This is a genomic window from Pedobacter miscanthi, from assembly GCF_003315595.1.
GTDB classification, from domain to species: Bacteria; Bacteroidota; Bacteroidia; order Sphingobacteriales; family Sphingobacteriaceae; genus Pedobacter; species Pedobacter miscanthi.
On the sequence record NZ_QNQU01000036.1, the window covers coordinates 22,137 to 42,019 of the forward strand.

The 19,883-nt window shown below is 39.8% G+C and carries 14 protein-coding genes; 1 reads left to right on the forward strand and 13 read right to left on the reverse strand.

The genetic code is table 11. From position 1 onward, the window contains the following. Positions 1 to 192 precede the first annotated feature (192 nt). From DRW42_RS26500 to DRW42_RS26555, 12 genes are all read right to left on the reverse strand, one after another. The gene (locus tag DRW42_RS26500; protein WP_113951878.1) at positions 193 to 1,977 is read right to left on the reverse strand and encodes a glycoside hydrolase family 15 protein; all 1,785 of its coding nucleotides are present in this window, start codon (positions 1,975 to 1,977) and stop codon (positions 193 to 195) included. A gap of 150 nt (positions 1,978 to 2,127) precedes the next feature. Continuing rightward, positions 2,128 to 3,396, reverse strand: coding sequence for a glucose-1-phosphate adenylyltransferase (locus tag DRW42_RS26505; RefSeq protein WP_113951879.1), 1,269 nt, complete (start codon positions 3,394 to 3,396; stop codon positions 2,128 to 2,130). A gap of 8 nt (positions 3,397 to 3,404) precedes the next feature. Then, positions 3,405 to 4,817 carry a glycogen synthase gene (locus tag DRW42_RS26510; RefSeq protein WP_113951880.1) on the reverse strand — a complete coding sequence of 471 codons (1,413 nt, stop codon included), beginning with the start codon at positions 4,815 to 4,817 and terminating at the stop codon, positions 3,405 to 3,407. A gap of 476 nt (positions 4,818 to 5,293) precedes the next feature. Continuing rightward, positions 5,294 to 6,088, reverse strand: coding sequence for a uroporphyrinogen-III C-methyltransferase (cobA, locus tag DRW42_RS26515; protein WP_113951881.1), 795 nt, complete (start codon positions 6,086 to 6,088; stop codon positions 5,294 to 5,296). Positions 6,089 to 6,405: 317 nt separating this feature from the next. Then, the gene (locus DRW42_RS26520; RefSeq protein ID WP_113951882.1) at positions 6,406 to 6,870 is read right to left on the reverse strand and encodes a hypothetical protein; all 465 of its coding nucleotides are present in this window, start codon (positions 6,868 to 6,870) and stop codon (positions 6,406 to 6,408) included. 381 nt (positions 6,871 to 7,251) lie between these two features. After that, positions 7,252 to 8,502 carry a sulfate adenylyltransferase subunit 1 gene (locus DRW42_RS26525; protein WP_113951883.1) on the reverse strand — a complete coding sequence of 417 codons (1,251 nt, stop codon included), beginning with the start codon at positions 8,500 to 8,502 and terminating at the stop codon, positions 7,252 to 7,254. A gap of 165 nt (positions 8,503 to 8,667) precedes the next feature. Continuing rightward, positions 8,668 to 9,573, reverse strand: coding sequence for a sulfate adenylyltransferase subunit CysD (gene cysD / locus DRW42_RS26530; RefSeq protein ID WP_113951884.1), 906 nt, complete (start codon positions 9,571 to 9,573; stop codon positions 8,668 to 8,670). A 225-nt stretch (positions 9,574 to 9,798) separates the two neighbouring features. After that, a complete protein-coding gene (locus tag DRW42_RS26535) occupies positions 9,799 to 10,500 on the reverse strand; it encodes a phosphoadenylyl-sulfate reductase (RefSeq protein ID WP_113951885.1) in 702 nt (233 codons plus the stop codon). A gap of 2 nt (positions 10,501 to 10,502) precedes the next feature. Then, positions 10,503 to 12,014, reverse strand: coding sequence for a TSUP family transporter (locus tag DRW42_RS26540; protein WP_113951886.1), 1,512 nt, complete (start codon positions 12,012 to 12,014; stop codon positions 10,503 to 10,505). Then, positions 11,998 to 12,774, reverse strand: a complete 777-nt coding sequence (cobA, locus tag DRW42_RS26545) for a uroporphyrinogen-III C-methyltransferase (protein WP_113951887.1) — start codon at positions 12,772 to 12,774, stop codon at positions 11,998 to 12,000. The genes DRW42_RS26540 and cobA (DRW42_RS26545) overlap by 17 nt, the downstream gene beginning before the upstream one ends. A gap of 191 nt (positions 12,775 to 12,965) precedes the next feature. Beyond that, the gene (locus DRW42_RS26550; RefSeq protein WP_113951888.1) at positions 12,966 to 15,065 is read right to left on the reverse strand and encodes a HEPN domain-containing protein; all 2,100 of its coding nucleotides are present in this window, start codon (positions 15,063 to 15,065) and stop codon (positions 12,966 to 12,968) included. Between the two features lie 287 nt (positions 15,066 to 15,352). Continuing rightward, positions 15,353 to 15,799: an RrF2 family transcriptional regulator gene (locus DRW42_RS26555; protein WP_029275042.1), complete on the reverse strand. Its 447-nt coding sequence runs from the start codon at positions 15,797 to 15,799 to the stop codon at positions 15,353 to 15,355. A 215-nt stretch (positions 15,800 to 16,014) separates the two neighbouring features. On the opposite strand from DRW42_RS26555, the gene DRW42_RS26560 reads away from it, so the two are divergent. Further along, positions 16,015 to 17,235, forward strand: coding sequence for a metallophosphoesterase (locus tag DRW42_RS26560; protein ID WP_167437829.1), 1,221 nt, complete (start codon positions 16,015 to 16,017; stop codon positions 17,233 to 17,235). 122 nt (positions 17,236 to 17,357) lie between these two features. Here the strand turns inward: DRW42_RS26560 and DRW42_RS26565 are convergent, their stop codons facing one another. Beyond that, positions 17,358 to 19,793: a TonB-dependent receptor gene (locus DRW42_RS26565; protein WP_113951889.1), complete on the reverse strand. Its 2,436-nt coding sequence runs from the start codon at positions 19,791 to 19,793 to the stop codon at positions 17,358 to 17,360. Positions 19,794 to 19,883 lie beyond the last annotated feature (90 nt).

Consider the following 19,883-nt stretch of genomic DNA (forward strand, 5'->3'; position numbering starts at 1 on the left):
CAGGGTGACGGATTGTAATTTAAATTACCCATAAAACAACTAATATCAAGGTCTGTGTCCCTCACAGATCTTTTTATAACAGCTTTGACAACTTTAATATGCATTGTGCATATTAAAGTTGTCAAAGCTTTTTCTAGTTAGTCTGGATTTGCAATTCCGACCCTCGAACTGTGGATTTGTAATCCACCATCCTTACAAAAATATCGGCCTGTCCAGTTTAATTGCAATGCGGTAAGCCGCATTCATCAATCCCACATGGCTATAAGCCTGCGGAAAGTTTCCCCACTGACTGCCGGTTTTTGCATCCACATCTTCACTAAACAATAGCAAATGATTACAATATTTAATGATGTTTTCGAACTCTTTAATTGCCTCATCAGTTCTACCTACGCAGGCCAGGGCTTCAACATACCAGAATGCACAGATTAAAAACGTAGTTTTCGGTTTTCCAAAATCATCAGCATGCAGGTAACGGTAAAACAATCCGTCTTCCGTTTTTAATTCCTTTTCTAATGCAATTAAATGATCTTTGGCCCGATCAGAAGCCGGATCCAAGTAATTCATCATAATTAACTGCAAAGTGCTCGCATCTAAATGCTCGCTTCCTACAGCATTGGTATATACCTTTCTTTCTGGATCGTAACAGGCTTCAATATGTGCCGCAGCTTTATCAATTAATACCTGGGCACGTTTTTCAAAATCTGCATTACCGATGGTTTTCGCCATTTTGAAAGCTGCCTGTGCACCGGCCCACTGAAACAAATTACTGTAGCAATGCACATTAGCAATATTCCTGAACTCCCAGATTCCCGCATCTTTTTCATCAATGGTTCGCTCAATTTTAGAGAGTACACTTTCTATCCATTTAACCGAATCACTACGTTCTGAAAAAACGAAACGATGATCGGTATAAAGTGGCAGCATTGAAATTAAAACCTGTCCGTAAATATCATTCTGAATATGTTCGTAAGCCTGGTTCCCGATCCTGATAGGTTGTTCGCCTTTATAACCTTCCAGATGGTCTAATGTGCGTTCAGTAATTTCCCTTTCTCCTGCAATGCCATATAAAGGCTGGTACCGTGTATCTTCCGCATGAGAAATATCAGAAAGGTAATTAAAATACTTTTCCATCTCTTCAAAATGGCCAATGTGGTTTAACGAAGTAAGCACATAGTGCGAATCGCGCAACCAGCAATAGCGATAATCCCAGTTCCGCGTACTTCCGGGCGATTCGGGCAAACTCGTGGTACTGGCAGCGATGATAGCGCCTGTATCTTCATACTGATGTATTTTTAAAACCAGGGCCGAGCGGATCACAAATGGTTGATAAAAGCCGGCAATGGATGAATGTTTAATCCATAACCTCCAGTAAGCAATGGTTTCACGAAGAAAATTTTCGGCCGTACTCACCACCGGGGCTTCCAGGTTTTGTCCGTAAGTCATGATGAGGTATTTGGCTTCGTTCAGTACAAAAGCTTTTTCATCGATGATATAGGTAAGCGAAACATTGGTACTTAAACGGATATTTTCATCACAACCCAGATAATCGATATGGTTACTGCCCCTACTCGATTTCATTTTCCCTTTCCCATAATCGCACACGGGTTCACATTTTATCGTGATACGCGGATTACCTTCTAAAGGTTCAATCTTTCTGATGAACATTAAAGGTTTAAAATAACGTTCGTAAAGGTGAAAACGCGGAGCAAAATCAGTTATACGGTATTTTCCGTCTTCAGCGGTGATTTCTGTGCGTAAAACATTGGTATTTTCGATATAATATTGGTTCGAGGTAAATTCGCCCTGTGGCAGGATTGAAAATTCACCTCCTTTTTTCTTATCCAATAAACTCCCAAAAACAAACGGACTATCGAAACGTGGCCAGCAAAGCCATGAGATATCGGTATTTTTATTTATGTGTGCAATGAAAGCGCAATTTCCTATAATTCCTGTTTGATAAAGGTGCTGTTCGGCCATAAGCTATTTTTTGTTTATTTTACTAACAAGCTTAGGAAGAAAATGTTGGATGGAAAACGAAAAAGGCTTAAAAAGAAAAGACCTTATATGTTTTTGAAACCTATAAGGTCTGGAAAGATTCTTCCGGTGCTCAGAATGACAGATACTTGACTAAATCACCGTCCCACTAGGTACAACAGCGCCTTTTTTAATTACCACAATTCCATCTTTAACGGCATAAAGTTCAAAATCTCCATCTTCTAAATGGTCGCCACCGTTAATTTTTACATCGTTACCAATGCGGCAGTTTTTATCGATGATGGCATTATTGATGAAACAACGGTCGCCGATACCAATCAGTGAATTTCCTTTACTGTTTTCTTCCTGTATCTCTTCCAGCGTCTGGTACCTGTCGCTGCCCATAATATAGGCATTGGTAATTACCGTGTCTTTCCCAATCCTCGAACGAATCCCCAAAACAGCATGCTCTACCTTGCTGGCCTGGATAATACACCCCTCTGCAATAATGGTTTTATCCAAAGTGGTTCCCGAAATTTTTGAAGGTGGCAGCATCCTGGCCCTTGTAAAAATGGCATGATTGCTATCAAACATGTTAAATTTAGGGATTTCATCTGTTAAGCCTAAATTGGCCTCAAAGAAAGATGAAATATTACCTATATCGGTCCAATAACCTTCGTACTGGAAGCTTAAAACCCTGCTTTGTGTAATCGCCCTAGGTAAAATTTCTTTACCAAAGTCTTTTTCATCCTCGTTTTCATTTAAAATATTGATCAGGTATTCGCGGTTAAACACATAAATACCCATTGATGCAAGGAAGTTACGGCCCTCGGCCTGCATTTCTTCACCTGTATCCGAAATCCAATCTTCCAAACCGGTCTTAGGCTTCTCAATAAATGAGGTGATCATGTTTTCATCATCAGCCTTTAAAATACCAAAATCTGTTGCATCTTTTGCAGTTACCGGAATGGTAGCGATGGTAATTTCTGCATTCGCTTCGATATGTTTTTCGATCATATCTTTAAAATCCATCTGGTACAACTGATCGCCTGATAAGATGAGGATGTAATCGAACTCATGCGAAACAATGTGATGCATACACTGACGGACTGCATCTGCTGTACCTTGAAACCAACCTGAGTTCTGCACAGTTTGTTCAGCCGCCAAAATATCAACAAAAGCTGTACTAAAGTGGCTAAAGTGATAGGTGTTTTTAATGTGTTTGTTTAGGGATGCCGAATTAAACTGTGTTAACACAAACATACGGTGGATACCCGAATTAAGACAGTTCGAAATCGGAATGTCTACCAAACGGTATTTACCTGCAATCGGAACTGCCGGTTTAGAACGTGTTTGTGTTAGTGGCGATAATCTAGAGCCCTGGCCACCGCCAAGGATAACGCCTAAAACTTTGTCAGTCATGTTTAAGCTTATTTTAAATTTTGGTATAATTCTATATAATTTAAGGCTGCCCTATCCCAGGAATGATCTATTTTCATCATGGTTTTTCTCACAGCTTTAAAGGCTTTTTTATCATTGTAAAAATCAACTGCACGGTTAATGGAATGCGTAACATCCCAAATACTCGTTTGATCGTGGCAAATACCGAAACCATTATCGCCAATATCAATTACTGTATCTCTTAATCCTCCAACCCTGCGTACAATCGGTACAGTTCCATAACGTAATGCATAAAGCTGGTTTAAACCGCAAGGTTCTACCCTCGATGGCATAATCAGGAAATCTGCCCCGGCATACATCTCATGCGAAACCTGTTCATTATAACCGATGTAAACATTGTATTTACCGCCGAAAATATCTTTCAGCTGATTTAAACGTCCTTCTACCCAGTTATCTCCTGAACCTAAAACCAAAACATTAATGTTATCGCCATGTTGCTGCAGCGCGGTGTAAAAAATATCTGGTAGAATGTCAGCTCCTTTTTCATCAACAAGCCTGCCGATAAAAGTAAATAGCGGTTTAGACGGATCTAATTGAAAAACATTGCAAAGTGCTGTTTTGTTTGCCAGTTTTCCTGCTTCTACGGTTTTTATATTGTAATTTTTGCCAAGCATAGGGTCGGTTGCAGGATCCCATACCTCATTATCGATACCATTTAAAATCCCGACAGATTTCCAGCGCTCCTGCCTTAATAAACTTTCCAGTCCGCGGGCATTACCCATCATTTCTTCCAGGTAGGTCGGCGAAACTGTGGTTACCTTCCAGGCACATTTTATGGCTGAAGCCAAAGGGTTTATCGCGTCATCCCAACCTAACAATCCACCTTTCCATAAATCAAAAGCTGGCAGGTAATATAGTTTGTTCCAGCCAAACTGTCCCTGATATTGCGCGTTATGAATGGTTAAAACCGTGGGAACACTACTGATCGGCTTGTATTTTATACAGTTTGCCACCATAAAAGGTACTAAACCAGTATGGTGATCGTGACAGTGGATTACATCCGGACGGTGCTCCCATTGCACAATCCAATCGAGCGTAGCAATCTGAAAGGCAACAAAACGTTCGGTATCATCACCATAGCCATAAACATTGGGGCGATCGGTTAATCCTTGAATATGGATCACATATAAATCAAACCCAAGTTTATTGGTTCTTTCTTTTAAAATGCGGTATTGAAAATGGTGATTGCCGTAGTTTGCCCAGGCATCGTAAGTAACTTCGAATTCGCTTTCGCGGATAAATTTTGTATCATAAGCCGGTACAACCACTTTGGCTATATGGCCCAGTTTATTCTGGTATTTTGGTAAGGCCCCTACCACATCGGCTAATCCACCAACTTTTGCAACAGGGTAACACTCGGCGCTTATATGTATAATTTCCATCAACTATTTGGTGTAGATAACCCAAGTAAGTTACTAATTGTTTTGAGCTTTACAAATAATGTAAATTATATTATTAGTTGTTATTTTAAAGGAAAAATAGTCGCCCTTACCGGCGCAAAGCAGAGAGATCTGATTCATACAAATACTTAGCTTTTTTATTAGAAAGTGAGTGGTAGGTTTCTTCGTGGCGGCCGGTAGCCCTGCTATTCGCTACAAAGCCTCGGCTCGTGCCTCACCTTCGGGTTTTCCGCTGCTATCAGGCTTAAAAACAACGTTGGTTCCTGCAAAATGCAAAAAACATAAGTTTATTCTGCGCTGATCGTCTTAAATCTGCGGGAACAAAATGGTTGATGGTTTCCCGCTGATTTTGAAGCGGCAACAACCTTAAATCTGCGGGATGTTAAAAACGAAAAAACCGCTTAAATCCATAAGCGGTTTTTAACAACAAAACAAATATATTTTTGGTTTAAAAATATCTAGTACTCTTCGGCGATGATTTCGTAAAAATCGCGGATCGGTTGAAACTGAGGGTGAAGTGAAACCACATCGCCAAAAACCAATAACGCAGGCGCATCAATTTTTTTATCTTCAACAATTTCGGCAATGGTATCTACAATACCTACTGCAATTTTTTCCTGTGGCGTAGAACCATTCTGGATTACCGCTACAGGCAACAGGTTTTTATTTTCCGCCTGGAAAATAGCGGCAATTTCTTTTACTTTTTCAATTCCGTTTAAAACTACAATGGTTGCTTTGGTTTTTGCAGCAATATATAAATCCTCAGAAATTTCGCCCCTGCTATTTGTTCCGGTTACCGCCCAGAAACTTTCGCTAAGGTCTTTGTAAATCATCGGGATTTTTTGCAAACTTGGCGCACCGGTTGCACTCGAAATACCCGGGATAATTTCAGTCGGAATACTGTACGATTCTGCCGCATCAATTTCTTCATATCCTTTTGCAAAGAAAAACGGATCGCCGCTTTTTAAACGTACTACATGGCCATAGTTTAAAGCATAATCAATAATCAGCTTGTTAACTGCATCCTGAGAGAATGATTCATCATCAGAACGTTTGCCCACATAAACTTTCGGAATACCATCAGGCGCATGACACAATAAAGCTTCGTTCACATTTGCATCATATAAAACAACATCAGCTGTTTTTAATGCTTTAACACCTTTTAAACTAAATAAATCCGGATCGCCAGGACCAGCACCTATTAAAGTAATTTTTGGTTCAATGTTCGCTTTTTCTACTTTATTCAAAATCATAACAAAAAGTTTATGCTCGTTATACGTTTGTTTAATTATACAAATATATAAAGTCTATGGGAATAGTAGTAATTTATTTTAAAATAATTTTATTTACCTTATTATGGAGGTAATAAAATGTATATAACAGGCAATATAACTTAGAGATCTACCTCGATAGATTTCTCGACTTCGCTACACTCCGCTCGAAATGACGGTACAGCAGGATGATGTGTAGCAAAAAAAAAAAATATCTCCGTGCTTTCAGTGCCTCCGTGGCAAAAATAATTATGAGTATAAATTAGGTCTTAGCGGGACGCTAAGACCGGATATGTTATTTATTTACAATTCACTTCTGCAAAAGTAAATTTCCCGGCTTCATAATTAATCGGTTTGCCTTTAACAAAATACGATCGGCCCAAAGTGGTTTCAATCTGTGCAACGCCCATAATCAATTTCCCATCTTTCTTTAAAAATGCCAGCGGATTGGTAAAAGCTTTAGTGGTATCGCCTCCGGTGTTAAAGCGATAATCAACCAATAACGTATCGCCATTAAACTTCCCTGTTATCTTTCCATTATTCTGCGGTTTATCCGCATATTTTACCAATAGCGATCCTGTTACCTTGCCGGAAGACATGGTTTTCACAATCATAGCGGCACTATCTTTCTCAAAAAAAGCAGCATAACAGCTTTGATTGATAACGGAATCTTTTTTTGCGGTATCAACTTTTTTCTCTGATTGGTTACAGGCAAAAACAAATGGCACAGCGGCAAAAATGAGGTACAAAAGATTTCTTTTCATGTTTTATGGATTATGTTATAACAGGAAGATGAGCTTTTAGGAACATTTCCATAATAAAGATACAAAAAACCTTAAACGAAAAATGGGGCTAACCATTCGGCACCCCATTGAAATTGCTTTCACTTCAGATCAATCTAAAGCTTTCATTATTATATTTGGTTGTGGTTCTAAATTAGGATTTTCAGGATTGTAGGATTTTAGGATCAGTGAGTTGAAATAAATATCGCATCAATTTTCATTTTCCATCTTACATCATCCATTTTTCCACCATTAAGGAATTAAGAATATTAAGGTTTTAGCGATATTCCATAAGGCTATTGATCATTGAAAATTGGTCATTGGTCATTTCCATTATCCATCTTACCTCTTCCATTTTACATCTTACTCCACTGCCGCCCTGAACATCAAAGCCCCAACGGTTAAATTGGTACGGCTATCAACCAAAATGGCAGAACCATTTGCGCGGTTATCGTCGTATAAGTCAAAGGCTAAAGCATCAGCAGTTTTAACAATTACGCGACCGATATCATTTAATTTAAATTCATCGGCAGCATGCTTCTCCAGCGTGTTAATGTCAACTTTATGCAGAATTTCGCTGATTTTGCACTTCGTGATTTTGCTGTTATGCTGAATGTTATACATAATCGAAGTATCGAGTGCGCGGGTATCCATCCAGCAAAGATCGGCTTCAATCAGTTTTGTTTCCTGTGGCAATGCCGAAGCATTTACAATGGTATCGCCACGGCTGATGTCTACATCATCCTTTAAATGGATAATTACCGACTGGCCTGCGTGTGCAGCATCAAGCGTTTGATCAAAAAAATCGATCTTTTCTACGGTAGAACTTGCTCCTGACGGCAAAACAGTAACTTTATCATTTAAGTTGAAGGTTCCGCTTAAAACCCGGCCGGCATAACCGCGATAATCGTGCAGTTCATCAGTTTGTGGTCTTACTACCCATTGTACGGGCATACGTGCCAGTTGCGATTTGTCCAGGCTATCGGTATCTACTTTCTCTAAAAAATGCAGCAAGCTTTCACCTTCATACCAGTCCATATTTTCAGAAGCCTGCACCACATTATCTCCTTTTAAAGCACTTACCGGGATATAAGTAACATCTGCCAGTTTTAATTGCTGGGCCAGGATTTTGTACTTCTCTATAATCGAACTGTAAACGGTTTCGCTGTAATCAACCATATCCATTTTGTTGATACACACCACCACATGTTTAATGCCCAATAAAGAAACAATGTAAGAGTGGCGGATGGTCTGCTCAACCACGCCATTACGGGCATCGATTAAAATAATGGCCAGATTAGCCGTAGAAGCTCCTGTAACCATGTTCCTGGTGTACTGGATATGCCCCGGGGTATCGGCTATAATGAATTTACGTTTCTCTGTTTGAAAGTATTTGTAGGCTACATCAATAGTGATGCCCTGCTCGCGCTCGGCCCTTAAACCATCGGTAAGAATGGCAAGATCTATTGATCCGTCGTCGTTTTTGCGGTTAGAACTCTGTAAAGCTTCTAACTGATCGGCCAGAATAGAATCTGTATCGTATAACAAACGGCCAATCAAGGTACTTTTACCATCATCTACGCTGCCTGCTGTGAAAAATTTTAATATGTTCACGATTGTTGTAATGTTTTAATGTTGAAATGTTTTAATGCTTGGGTTGGGTTTTTTAGTATCGGGTATTTAGTATTGAGTATTGAGTACCAAGTATCAAGTATTTAGTATCGGGTATCAAGAGGGCTGTTCAATCTTGATACTTGATACTAAATACTTCATTCTCTCCTAAAAATACCCTCCCTTTTTTCTGTCTTCCATTGCGGCTTCAGAAACTTTATCGTCCATACGGGCACCACGTTCTGAAATTTTAGAAGCACTGATTTCCGAAATAATATCGTCGATTAAAAATGCATCCGATTCTACCGCAGCTGTGCACGACATATCACCTACTGTCCGGAAACGCACCTGTTTACGCTCAACAACATCCTCGTCATCCATATTTAAAAACGGAGAAGCAGCCATTAATTGTCCGTTTCTGGTAATACAATCGCGTTCGTGCGAGAAATAAATACTTGGCAGATCAATTTTCTCCCTGCGGATATAATTCCAAACATCAAGTTCTGTCCAGTTACTGATCGGAAACACACGGATATTTTCGCCTTTATGAATCTTACCGTTGTAAATATTCCAAAGCTCCGGGCGCTGGCGTTTTGGGTCCCACTGACCAAATTCGTCACGAACAGAGAAAATACGTTCTTTAGCCCTTGCTTTTTCTTCATCCCTGCGGGCGCCGCCAATACAGGCATCAAATCCATATTTCGCAATCGTATCGAGCAAGGTTACTGTTTGTAAAGCATTTCTACTGGCATTTTTACCAGTCTGCTCAACCACTTTACCCTGATCTATCGATTCCTGCACCGAACCCACAATCAGTTTTTCGCCAATCCTTTCGATCATCTGATCGCGGTAAGTAATGGTTTCTTCAAAATTATGGCCGGTATCTATGTGTACCAAAGGAAAAGGAAATTTCCCCGGACGGAATGCTTTTTCTGCTAAACGAACTAAAGTAATCGAATCTTTCCCACCCGAAAATAACAGGGCCGGTTTTTCAAACTGACCTGCTACTTCACGCAAAATGTGAATGGCCTCGGCTTCCAGTTCATCTAAATAATCAAAATTATATGTACTCATTACAATTGTTGGAATGTTTAAATGTTGAATGATTGAATGTTAAATCGCTCAATTATTCAACTTGTTATATTTGTTGTTGTGTTGTTGTTGTTAAAAATTGTTGGAAGGTTTTAAGGTTAAAAAGTTGCAGTTCATCTGCTCAAATGCACAGTTCCCCATCATCCATTACACATCTTCCATTTTACCTTGTCTCCCCATTATCCATTTTACATTTTACATCATCCATTAAGTGGTTGCATGTAATCCGCATTCTTTTTTGCTCTGGTCTTCCCACCACCATCTTCCGGCCCTAAAATCTTCGCCCGGCTGTACTGCTCTTGTACATGGGGCACATCCTATGCTCGGGAAACCTTTATCGTGCAAAGTATTGTACACAATGTTATTTTCTTTAATGTAGGTTTTTACATCCTCTAAAGTCCAGTCGAATATGGGGTGGAATTTAACCAGTTGATTGCCTTCATCCCATTCTAAATCTTGCATGTCTTCACGATTGGCACTCTGATCGGCCCTGATTCCTGTTATCCAGATTTCGTTACCTTTTAATGCTCTTTTTAAAGGTTCGATTTTACGGATGTAACAGCACTCCTTCCTGTTTTCTACCGATTCGTAAAAGCTGCTCGGACCTTTGGTGTTCACCATATCCTGCAACAGCTCATTTTGCGGATAATAGGCATGGATCGGCTTGTTATAAATTTCGAGGGTACGGTTCCAAACGTAATAGGTTTCGGGGAACAGGCGACCGGTTTCTAAGGTAAAAACTTTAATCGGAATGTTATTGGCAAAAATCAAATGGGTAATGGCCTGGTCTTCCCAGCCAAAACTGGTCGAAAATATTATGCGACCGGCATATTGATCTGCCAAAAACTTCAATTTATCAATTGTACTTAAACCTGCCAGTGCTGCTTTTATCTCCTCAAGGTTGTTCATCACTAAATTAATTTTAAAATAAACATAATCACGCTGCGCAAGCTTACAATCATTACGATAATTCCAACAGCTACCATAATGGTTTTTGCCGAAATTTTGTTCGATACTTTTGCAGCAATCGGCGATGCAATTGCACTACCGATAATTAACCCTACAACTGCTTCCCAGTGTTTGCCACCAAGCATGGTAAAAAAGGTAAGCGAACTGAGGGTAGCAATAAAAAAACGGCTTATTTTTACAGTTCCCAATGAAAACAATGGGTGACGACCGCCTGCAATTAAACTCGATAAAACGATAGATCCCCAGCCACCACCAAAAGCTGCATCGATAAAACCACCAAAAAAGCCTAATAAACCAATTTTCTTGATTTTCTGATCGGCTTTTTTTCTCTTGATGTTAAAGGCTTTCATTAAAATAACAGCACCTAAAAACAGCGTATAAACTGCTACAACCGGCTTAACGTAACTGCTATAATGTTCTAATGAAGATAAAATATAGGCACCTAATACCGCACCAATGATCGCCGGAAGAATTAATATCTTAAAAAGCTTCCAGTTTACGTTACCCATGCGGTAATGCATCCAGCCGGCAATCCCGTTGCTCATTACTTCCGAAATATGGATCGCCATACTGGCCGATGCCGGTGGCAAACCCATGGCCAGCGAAAAAGATGCCGTGGTAACGCCATACGACATACCGATTGCGCCATCAATTAAGGCAAATAAAAACCCTGCCCCTAAAAACCAGTAGAATAATGGATCTATATTAATCAGAAATGACTGAAACTCTGGCTCGGTATTCCAGAGGGATAGCCCGATTGCCCCAAGCAGTAAAACTGCAGCCACCCAGATTAACCATTTAATATTTCGCTCCGCAAAACTCTTTTTAGGATTGATTAAACTCTGGGTAACTTTATTGAGTTTTTTAACCTTTGCAGAAAAATCGCCGTTTAAAGTCTGACGCAAAGCACTCATATTCTGTAGTGTTTCGTCCAGTTCTTCAGGCAAACCTTCGTTTAAAATCTGTTTTAAACGTTTGGCAATAGTTGGCGATTTTCCGTTTGTAGAAATCGCAATCTTTAAATCTCCTTTTTGAACAATGGATCCCAGATAGAAATCACAAAGTTCTGGTTTATCGGCTACATTGATCAGCAAACCACGCTCGTGCGTAACACTCCTGATCTCTTCGTTTAAAATATTGTTATTGGTTGCAGCAAAAACGATGTCGATATCATCCAGGTCGTTGATATCAAAACTTTTCTGCTTCACCTTTATCTGTGGATAATTTGCAATAAGTGCATAAACTTCGGGCGAAACGATCTCTGCAACAATAGTTATGGTAGCGCTATGGCTATTGTTAACAATTGCTGTTAATTTTTCGAGCCCGATATTACCTGCCCCAATTAATAATGTACGCAGCTTGTTCAGCTTTACAAAAACTGGAAAAAGCTGGTTGCCTTTTTCTTCTTCCGAAATAGACGATGCATTATCTGGTTGGTTAGGCAATACTTGCATATTGTTTAATTAAGTTCTTAAATGACGGATGTAATGATACAACTTCTCCAAAAATTAATAAAGCCGGGGCTTTAATATTTTCCTGTTGCACTAAACTTTCGATGGTTTCTACTACGCCTACAACTAATCGCTCATCCTCTGCCGATCCATTTTGCACTACGGCTGTTGGTAAATGATGTTTGCCTGCTGCTTTAAAAATCTCTACAATTTTAGGTAGTTTTTTTAATCCCATCAGCACCACTACAGTAGCGTTAGATTGCGCTGCCTGGTAAATATCGGCTGATACTTCACCAGAAGTGGTAGTACCTGTAATTACCCAGAAACTTTCGCTCATGCCACGGTGCGTAACCGGAATCTGCTGTAAACCCGGTACACCGATCGAACTCGAAATACCCGGAATTACACTTACCGGAATGCTGTACGATGCGGCATAATCAAGCTCTTCGTACCCTCTGCCAAAAACAAAAGGATCGCCACCTTTTAACCGCACCACATGTCCGTAATTTAAAGCGTAATCGATCATTAATTTATTGATGGTATCCTGCGGATAAGAATGCTCACCCGAACGTTTTCCTACATAAACTTTAATCGCTTCTGCCGGGGCATGCTCCAATAAAGCTTCGTTGGTTAAGGCATCATACAATACCACATCAGCAGTTTGCAATGCTTTTACGCCTTTTAAAGTCAGTAAATCCGGATCGCCTGGACCTGCGCCTAAAAGGGTAATTCTTGATTCTATATTTAATTTCTGATCGCTCATCTTTGTATTTTACTTTTTAAATGATTTAAGTTTGAATGAGAGAATGTTTTACCAGCGATTTTTAATTTTGAATGAGTGGATTTTGAATGAGTGAATGCGCTTACATCATGTATATACTTATCGGCAATTCAATCATTTCATCATTCAATCATTCATTTTAACACTTAATCATTCATTAACTCTATCATTCCCTACTTCAATCCTTGCACTAGTACCGCTCTTTTCTCCTTAATCTGATTTAAAAATTGACTGGCTTCTTCAAAATATTTTTTTGCAAACTCTTCAGTCGGTTCGTTTTTGTTAATCTGTAAAACCAGGTCTGAGAAATTGGTCGGTAAATTAAATTCTCCGGTTTCTACATAATGGTTATCAAACTCACGGATCACACCAACCTGTGTACTGCTGTTTACGCCTTTATCCAACAATAAAGATTTTGCTGCGCTTACAAAAGTGCTGTAGGTATGGTAAATGGCATCGGCATAAGCAGCTTTATCCAGATTTTGTTTTGCCCAGCCAAATTTTTCGTCGGCTTCTAATAATAAAGTAGCTACTAAATCAATCACCACACCGGCACACTCACCCACACCAATCGCAGTTACAAATTCTTCAACGTGGCCCCAGTCTACAAACTCTTCCGTCTGAAGGTTGGTTAAATCGGCTAATGGTTTCAATAACTGATAAAAATAGTCTTTACCTTTTCTGTCATAATATTGGTGGAAGTTTTCATCTTCCTGGTTATTGGCTTTAAAATCATTTAAAATGAAATGTAAAACACTTGTCGCCCTTTTTGAAGGCACTTTAATTACACGTTCAGCCACACGGCCAACACCATTACCAACCGTACCGCCACCAAGCATTACCTGAACAGCCGGAACCACTTTGCCTTCAGCTTTTACCGAACTTCCGTGGAAACCAATTTCGGCCAAACCATGCTGACCGCAAGAGTTCATACAGCCACTAATTTTGATCTTAATGTTTTTCTCGTAGATAAATTCTGGGAAATCGGTATAAATTACTTCCTCTAAAACTTCTGCAAGCGTCATCGAGTTCGAAATACCCAAATTACAGGTATCCGTACCCGGGCAAGTGGTAATATCAGCCAAACTATCAAAGCCGGCTGTGGTAAAACCAATTTTATTTAGCGCGGCATATAATGAAGGCAGTGCTTCCTTACGCACAAATTTTAACAATAAACCCTGGTTTTGGGTGATCCTGATTTCATCGGCAACATACAACCTGATGGCATCAACAAAGGCCCTAGCTTTATCGGTTTTAATATCGCCCACCTGAACTTTTACATACACGCCATAAAACCCGGCTTGTTTTTGCTCAATTACGTTGGTAGCTAACCAGTGTTTATAATGTGCTTCATTCAATATTTCTACCGCAGGGTATTCCTGTTCTAAAGGTAAAGTGGGCTGAGGAACAGTATTAAGATCTATTTTAAAGGTTTTTACCTTATTGGCAATACGTTCTTCAGCAACCAAACGCAACACTTCTTCTAAGCCTAATTTCTGAACCAGGTATTTTAAACGTGCTTTGTTACGGTTACTGCGTTCGCCATAACGATCGAACACGCGGAGTACAGACTCGGTAAAAGGAATTAACTGATCTTCAGGTAAAAATTCGTGAACGGCATTGGCAAGGAAAGGCTGTGCACCTAAACCACCGGCAAATAAAACCTTAAACCCACGTTCGCCATTTTCGTTAATTTTCGGAATAAAACCTAAATCGTGGATATAGCTGAAAGCCGTATCCCTATCGCTTGAAGAAAATGAAATTTTAATCTTGCGGCCCATTTCCTGACAGATCGGGTTACGCAAAAAGTATAAAAATACAGCCTGTACATAAGGCGAAACATCAAAAGGTTCTTCTGCATCGATACCCGAATTAGGAGAAGCGGTTACATTACGAACCGTGTTTCCACAGGCTTCGCGCAGTGTAATATCATCCTGCTCCAGTTTGGCCCAAAGCTCAGGTGTTCTATCTAAACTCACATAATGGATCTGGATATCCTGACGTGTGGTTAAGTGCAGGTTACCGCTTCCGTATTCATCGGCAATATCGGCAATACGCAATAACTGCTTAAAAGTTACCTTACCAAATGGCAGTTTAATGCGCACCATTTGCACACCTGGCTGCCTTTGTCCGTAAACACCACGGGCCAAACGGAGGCTCCTAAACTTTTCGTCGTGGATGGTTCCATCTCTAAAAGCTTTAATCTTGTTCTCTAAATCGATGATGTCCTGCTCGACGATCGGATTTTCGAGTTCTGTTCTGAAACTTTGCATATATGTTGTTAGCTTTATTCAAAAAATGCCTCCCTGTTACCGAGAAGCATTCAATATTTTATACATAAAATTATCTGTAGGCTCCTGTTACTGCGTTTTACAACAACAGCACATTATTTGCTTAGCGGTTAATTGTTTAGGTATAAAATTGAAGTTCATACGCCAAATATATAAAGTATATAGGAATAGTCGTAATTTATTATTAAAAAATTTACGAAATCTTGTTATACCGCGTTCAAACCTATCAGGTTTTTAAAACCTGATAGGTTTCTCTAGAAAATAAGTTATTATAAATTAACGATACCGATTTTCAGGTTATCCTCACGACCAATTACATCTGCAATGCTGGTTTCGGTTAAAACCTTTAGTGTGGCATCCCTTACATCAATAAAAGCACTTCTGATACCGCATGTTTTTTCATCCACGCACTCATCACATTTGTGGTAAAAGTTTAAACTTGCGCATGGCACCATTGCAATGGGGCCATCGGTTACACGCATTACGTGCACCAATAAAATCTCTTCAGGTTTTTTGTTTAAGCTGTAACCACCGCCTGCTCCTTTTTTACTGTATAAAAAGCCGGCATTGCGCAGATCCAGAAGGATCTGTTCCAGGAATTTTTTTGGGATATGCTCCTCCTCTGCAATTTTCGAAATCTGCATTGGTGGTTTATCTAAATTTTTACCTAGCGCAACAAGCGCTTTAATGGCATATTTTGTTTTTTTGGACAGCATATTCGCACAAAGCTAATAAAAGAAAGTAAATTATAAAATATGCAACAGGAAGTTGATTTTAATTCAACAAACTATCATATTCATAAATATAACGCATTAAAACAGAAATTGCTTTAATCAAAGAAGCGTAAAAATAGCTGTCACCCGTAACAGTAAGTAATTCTATTCGTTTAAATTCTATTTTTACCACATATACTGATTACAGATTTTTAACAATGAGAAGAAAACTCAATCTATTGCCGCTCCTGATAGTTGCAATTATATTTTTTGCCTTAAATGCCTATGTATTATCGGGCCTGGGCACCATTAATCAATCAAGTTTGCTTAGCCCAATATTCTGGGTATTTATTATCGGTTTAACTTTTGCCTTGTTTTTCGCCATTCAACAAATGCGGATTCAGGGAATAAATAAGTTCTTTCAGATTGTTAGTCACGCTTTTTTGATTGTTTTTGCCTCAGAAATTGTTTTCGCTTTTTTTCTGCTCCTTGGCGATATTTACCGCTTACTTATTGGCTTAGCCACTAATTTTGAACCGGGAGGCTTTCATATTGCTGGCCGCAGCAGCTATTGGGTCGATTTTGCTTTTATCATGTTCTGTTTAACCATCGCTTTATTTGCCTATGGCATTACCCAGGGTAAATATGCCTATCGCGTAATTAAACATACGTTGTATTTCGACGATCTACCCGCCGCTTTTGATGGCTTTACACTCACACAAATTTCTGATGTACATGCGGGGAGTTTTACCAACCCCAAAGCAGTACAAAAGGGAATCGACATGATTAACGCTCAAAAAAGCGACCTCTTTGTTTTCACCGGAGATTTGGTGAACAATGCCTCTTCGGAAATTGTGCCTTATATCGGTCATTTTTCGCAGATTAAAGCTCCGTTTGGACAGTTTTCTGTTCTCGGCAACCACGATTATGGCGATTATATCAAATGGCCCAGTGAAGCAGATAAAATCAGGAATTTAAACCAACTGAAAGCTTACCACAAAGAACTGGGCTTTAAACTTTTACTGGATGAACATGTAGAGTTGCATAAAAACGGTGAGAAAATTATCCTTGCAGGAATAGAAAACTGGGGAATCGGTTTCGGGGAACGCGGCGATCTGAATAAAGCGCTTCAAAATACAAATGTGAATGATTTTAAAATTCTTTTATCTCACGACCCATCGCATTGGGATGCACAGGTAAAAAACTATCCTTCTAAAATCCAGCTATCCTTAGCAGGCCATACGCACGGCATGCAATTCGGAATCGAAGCTTTCGGGATTAAATGGAGCCCGGTAAAATACCGTTACAAACACTGGGCAGGCATTAAAACCGAAAATGGCCGCTATTTAAATGTGAACCGCGGTTTTGGTTTCCTTGGTTTTTCAGGCCGGATCGGGATCTGGCCGGAGATTACGGTGATTGAACTGAAGAGAAAATAAACAACAAATGCCCCAGATTGGGGCATTTGTTGTTTAAAATCTAATCCGTCACCCTGAATTCATTTCAGGGTCTATCTTGCAAGAAAGATACTGAAATAAATTCAGCATGACGATCGCGTGAGTTAGTAATTAAGCGTATACGTTAAATTATACGTACGGCCGCGGCCTGCATAATAAAAAGTTTCTTTTTTGGCTAAAGCAGCATACAGATACTGTGAACGTTGACTCCAGATCGTCTGATACTCTTTATTCAACAGATTTTGTACACCAATTGATAAGCTTCCGGTGAATATTTTAACCGATCCCAATAAATCAACAGTGGTGTATCCTTTTAACTCATATTCTACCGGCTTATTTTGAACAACAGAAATACCTTTCGAATCAAATGAATGGAAAATCTGTGCTTTTAAGCCGAATACTTTTCCATTATAGCCTAAATAACCAGCCAGTTTGGATGGACTAGCCACGGTAACATCTTGTAAAGACCAGGTTCCATCTGTATTCTGTTTCTGGGTTTTAATATACAAACCGTTTGCTCCTGCCTCGAAACCATTTTTCAGGTTTAGAGATAATGAACCTTCAACACCGATATTTCTTACTTTTTCGTCAAAAACTTCAATATTGAAAGTGCTGTTGGTTTTCACGTTTTTATCAGATACAGCATAAAAACCAGCTACCTGTGCATTAAATATACCTGTACGGTAACGGTAGCCGGCTTCGTATTGTTCTGTTTTAATACCCGTTAAAGGAGAACTGGCCACATTGATAGAGTTACCCAAATTAAAGTTGGTACCTACCAAAGTATAACTTCCCTGTCCGTAATATTTTGCCGGATCGGCCAAGTTAAAGCCTTGCGAAAAGTTAACCCAAACCTGTTGTGGCGCGTTGATTTTTACCACTAAACCACCGTTTAGCAGGTTTACATCGTAATGGTTTTTACCACCCGCAATTGGTGTAGCTGTTCTGCCTACGCCATAAGCCAAAGGCACTGAAGCTGTAGTACCCACAAAATCGCCAACTTTAACAAACATACGTTGCTGACGCACACCTCCTGATAAACTTAAAAAGTCAGTTACTTTAACCTGTGCCTGTAAAAAGCCAGATAAACCGTTCACCCTGAAATTAGGATAACGCGCAATGGTTGCCACCGTTGCATTGGTAAGTCCGCCTGATGTTGCAGCCTTTACCCTATCAAACAAGGCTTGCTGGGCATTAAAGTTTTCGTTGTCGGCATCTACACCGTAGGTAAGGTTTACCCTGTTCCAGTCTTTATTCAATACCAGTTTTAAGGCGCTGTAATTGGTATTCTGGATGGATGAACCGCTGTAAAGTACACCTGGTATAGCCGCCTGACCCGGGAACGGGTGGAAGCTAAACTGCTCATTTCTGGCAGCTGCCTGGATATAAAGTGTTTGTCCGCCTAAAATTTCGCTTGCCTGATAGTTGGCATTGATATTTGCCCTGCTTGTTTTAGGATCAACGTCCGATGAATAACCATTTCTCATTTCCAAAACTGCCGGATTTGATAACAAACCAGCGTAGTTTGTGCCTAAAAACAAGTCTTTATCTCCGCGGTAACCCGAATTATAATACTGACCGTTTACCGTTATTTTTTGATAATCGGTTAGTTTAAATTCGGTACTTCCGAAGAAATCGAACGATTGGTTATATTGTAAATCAGTTTGGGTGATGTCGGTAAAAATCTGTTTTCCGTCTGCACCATAAGCCGCATTGTTTTTCTGGAAAGCAATACCGATACGTCCGTTCCAATCTTTGCTACCGCCCGAAATGGCTTGAGCTACACGTACATCATGATCACTTTTCTCTTTCAATCCGCTGCGAACGCCAACCTGTGTAGTAAAACTCGGCTGACTATCCTGCCCTTTTTTAGTGATGATATTGATGATACCACCTGTTGCACCGCCGCCATAAACGGCACTTGCACCAGATAAAACCTCAATACGCTCAATGTTAAAAGGATCAATCGATTCGAACTGACGGCTAACCCCACGGGTACTGTTTAACGATACCCCATCAATCATCACCAATGCATCTCTGCCACGCTGGTTTTGGCCATAATTCGTACGTCCTTCGGGGCCGGCATCTAAACTCGGGATCAATTGCGCCAAAGTTTGCTTTAAAGGAATACCTGCCCTTGCCTGCTCCTGGATTTTTGCACCATCTACCACCCAAACGGTACCAGGTATTTCGCTGATTTTGGTTGGTTTACGTGATGAAACCACCACAACCTCCTGCATATTTGAGGTTGGGCTTAAGCTAAGGGTTAAGTTAACCGTTTGGCTATTAGCTAAATTAACTTTTTGTAATACAGTGGTATAACCTACATAACTTACCTGCAAAACGTAAGCCCCTTCAGTTAATTTTAATTCGAAAGTACCATCTGCATTTGTGGTGGCAGAGGTGCCCTTCCCTTCCACTTTAATATTTGCCCCGGCTAAGGGAGCAGTTTCTCCAAGCACCTTACCCGTTACGGTTTGTGCTTTACCTGTAAGGATAAATCCACAGATTAAGATTGCAATTAAGTATAGATTCTTCATTAATGATTATTTTTTTGCGCAAATCAATCATTAATTTAGATTAAATCCAAATAAAATAAACAATTTTTTTGTTGAACAGGCGATTCAAAT